Source organism: Chamaesiphon sp. OTE_20_metabat_361, assembly GCF_031364565.1.
Genome location: NZ_JANLWO010000803.1, coordinates 1 through 1,801, shown reverse-complemented (window position 1 = coordinate 1,801; position 1,801 = coordinate 1). Strand labels below are relative to the sequence as shown.

The 1,801-nt window shown below is 46.1% G+C and carries 3 protein-coding genes; all 3 read right to left on the bottom strand.

Going from position 1 to position 1,801, the window contains the following annotated elements; genetic code table 11:
- A partial coding sequence (locus RMO35_RS22670; RefSeq protein WP_309744583.1) for an ATP-binding cassette domain-containing protein occupies window positions 1-262 on the bottom strand: 262 nt, incomplete at its 3' end.
- Window positions 263-282: 20 nt separating this feature from the next.
- Window positions 283-897 carry a Uma2 family endonuclease gene (locus RMO35_RS22665; protein ID WP_309744581.1) on the bottom strand — a complete coding sequence of 205 codons (615 nt, stop codon included), beginning with the start codon at window positions 895-897 and terminating at the stop codon, window positions 283-285.
- Window positions 898-910: 13 nt separating this feature from the next.
- Window positions 911-1,759, bottom strand: a complete 849-nt coding sequence (gene dapF / locus RMO35_RS22660; RefSeq protein WP_309744585.1) for a diaminopimelate epimerase — start codon at window positions 1,757-1,759, stop codon at window positions 911-913.
- Between the last annotated feature and the right edge of the window lie 42 nt (window positions 1,760-1,801).

The following is a 1,801-nucleotide window of genomic DNA, read 5'->3' as shown; positions in this document are numbered from 1 at the left end:
TTGGTTCTTGACTCACCAACATGACTTGCTTTCTCAGCGTCATGGGAGAAATCGATCGATAGTCTATACCACTGAATAAAATCTGTCCGGTTGTTGGTTCATTTAGCCGATTTAGCAACCGCAATAACGTACTTTTCCCAGCACCAGTAATCCCCGTTAAAGTCAAACATTCACCCGCAGCCAGATTAAACGAGATATCTGTCAGCAGCGGACGAGTAAAATTGGGTGGGGTATAATTGAGGCGATCGAGTTGAAGTAGCAAGTTGATAATAATGAATTGGGCTACCAGATATCAGTGAGATCGAGCACGAATCCAGGTAATATATCCTCGCCACTAAGCTGGGTTGGCGATTGCAAAATTTCAGTTTCTTGATTAATGCGATAAATTTCGACCCGTTGATGTTGCGGATCTATTAACCAGCCCAACCGCACTCCATTGTCGCGATACTCTTGCATCTTTTCTTGGAGTTTGGACAAACTATCGCTAGCTGAACGTAATTCTATTAAAAAATCGGGAGCTAATGGTAAAAACTTAGTTGGATCTGGATCGAGTTGGGCAATTCTCGCTCTTTCGACCCAAGCAACATCGGGAGAACGTTGCGCACCATTTGGTAAAACAAATCCACCCGATGAGTCAAAAGCCTCCCCTAGCTGGGTTTGCTCGTTCCAGACATACATCTGTCCGCCAAGTTTAAAATTTCGTTTAGAACTACCCCAACCAGTCGGTGCCAAAGCTATTAATTCTCCTGTGCTAGTCAGTTCTAACCGCAGATCGCGATTGGTGTCGCGCAGATCTTGAAATTGGGCGGGAGTGAATTTCACCGCACTCAAATTGAGTGGGAGCTTAGTGGCGAAATCGTTCGCTGAATTAGGGTGTTGCTCGATGGCGGCAGTCATCTCATCTATACTCCTATTCTTGTGCGGCTTCTCCCTTAAATACTAACTCAGCAGGGCCAGTCATATAGACGCGATTGTCTGCGAGCGACCAATAAATTTGGAGACAACCGCCAGGTAATTCTACCGAACAATGTCGATCAGATTTACCTGTCAATACTCCGGCTACTACCGTCGCACAGGCACCCGTACCGCAGGCTAAAGTAATTCCGGCACCGCGTTCCCACACCCGCATTCTGAGATAATCAGAACGCATAACTTGGACGAATTCGGTATTAGTTCGCTGCGGGAAAGCGGGATGATGTTCAAATTTTGGGCCGATAGTTGCTAGATCGATCGCGTTAGCATCATCCACAAACGTCATACAATGAGGATTGCCCATACTGACACAGGTAACAGTCCAGGCTTTGCCATCGACTTCGATCGATTGGTTGACTACTTGATCGTCTACCATTCCCAGGCTAGTCGGAATTTCTGCCGCTGACAATCGCGGTTCGCCCATATCCACCTGTACATTGCCATCTAGCATCACTTCTGGCGTAATTATGCCGGCGAGGGTATGGATCTGATAAGTAACTTCAGTATCGATCTTGCCTTCCAAATCAGCAATAAATTTTGCCATACAGCGAATTCCATTCCCACACATTTCTGGTTCCGAACCATCGGAATTGAAAATTCGCATGGTATAGTCGGCACCATTTTGGCCTGGAAGCACAAAAATCACCCCATCAGCACCGATGCCAAAATGTCGATCGCACCAAACAATTGCCTCTTCTGGCTCGATAATGGGAGTATCACTATGACGATTGTCAATCAAAATGAAATCGTTACCTAAGCCTTGATATTTGCTAAATGCGATCGACATAAGATGGGGAGTTGGGAGTTGGGAGTTGGGCGCTAATATCTC

Coding starts and splice junctions, on each gene's coding strand:
- RMO35_RS22665 (WP_309744581.1), bottom strand. CDS start 897: ATGACTGCCGCCATCGAGCAACACCCTAATTCAGCGAACGATTTCGCC.
- dapF (WP_309744585.1), bottom strand. CDS start 1,759: ATGTCGATCGCATTTAGCAAATATCAAGGCTTAGGTAACGATTTCATT.